This is a genomic window from Mycobacterium timonense, from assembly GCF_025821985.1.
Classification (GTDB): domain Bacteria; phylum Actinomycetota; class Actinomycetes; order Mycobacteriales; family Mycobacteriaceae; genus Mycobacterium; species Mycobacterium avium.
The window spans coordinates 1-1,124 of record NZ_JACKSY010000086.1; the positions used below are offsets into that span (position 1 = coordinate 1).

Here is a 1,124-nt window from a genome sequence, read left to right on the forward strand (position 1 = left end):
CGACTACAACCACCACCGCCGACATTCGTCACTGGGCTACCAGCCCCCAGCCCGCTACGCTGCCAGCTGTACCCACCAATGAACGACTCTCGTTCGCCGTGGACCAGTTCACGGGGTCCGGCCACTAATCATCGGACGATCTCGGCTGCGATGCGGTCATGACGTCCGACTTGATTTCAGCGAGGACGCTGGCACGGATTAATTCCGATACGCTCACCCCGCGGGCTCGAGCGGCCTCGTAAAGCTGGTCGCGTTCGCGCGGCAGCACGCGGAGTGCGATGAGGGCGGTCCGCTGGCGACGTTCCGAACGCTTTCTGCCAGATCTCCGTCACGCCAACATCGACGGACACCGAATCCTCGCCATCCTCAACAGCGCCGGTGCCAGCGACCAGGCAGACGCTGCAATCACCAGGTCATAACCTAGCGCTCCGCGTGCCACACCCACCACCATGTGTAGTCGCCCCGTCCGAAACGGCAAAATCACACCGTGATGCCTACCGACGGCCCCGCCAAAATCGCCCAAACTGAAGCCCGCATCGAAGACCTTGCCTACCAAACCATCAAGGCGGCAATGCTTCACATACAGCTGTTGTGTGCCCGCGAAGGCTGCCTCGACATCGACTGGCGAACCACCCTCATCGAAACCACCGCACGGCCCATCGACGACATCGCCGTCGACCACCAACAGATCCGGGAACGCGCCGCCCGCGAGGTCGCCAACTCGCCCGACGCCGACTGGGAACCGGACATGAAAGTCGGCTGGCGCGCCTCACTGGAGGCCTGGTACACGGCCAGTAAACAGTGCCTCGACGACATGGAAGAACTCGAAAAACACATCCGCGCCGAAGCAGGCAAACCCGTCGACGACATCACCGAGCGCTACGCGATGCAGCGCGACCTCCAAACAGCCTCATATCGAGCAGGCCTTACCGCCGGCGGCCTGGCCACCGACTGGTACCAGTGGCTACTCAACCGCGTCAAGCAATGGCCCGACAAAGATCGCCGCGACAGCCAGCTCGCCGAGATGGAAGAACCGGGCTACCGCCAGAAGCTGCAACAGCTGCCGCCCTACTGGGCATTAGAGCGACACTGACCATTTGGTGATCCGGGCGCCTGCCGAACTA

Annotated in this window: 1 protein-coding gene and 1 pseudogene; one reads left to right on the plus strand and one right to left on the minus strand. The window is 62.7% G+C overall.

What is annotated here, in order from left to right; all coding sequences use genetic code 11:
* Positions 1 to 124: 124 nt before the first annotated feature.
* A pseudogene (locus H7I87_RS29235) lies at positions 125 to 286 on the minus strand (plasmid mobilization protein); the annotation flags it as partial.
* Positions 287 to 487: 201 nt separating this feature from the next.
* Between H7I87_RS29235 and H7I87_RS19865 the strand changes: the two are divergent.
* Entirely contained in the window at positions 488 to 1,093 is a 606-nt protein-coding gene (locus H7I87_RS19865; RefSeq protein ID WP_155729922.1) for a hypothetical protein, read from the plus strand.
* Positions 1,094 to 1,124 lie beyond the last annotated feature (31 nt).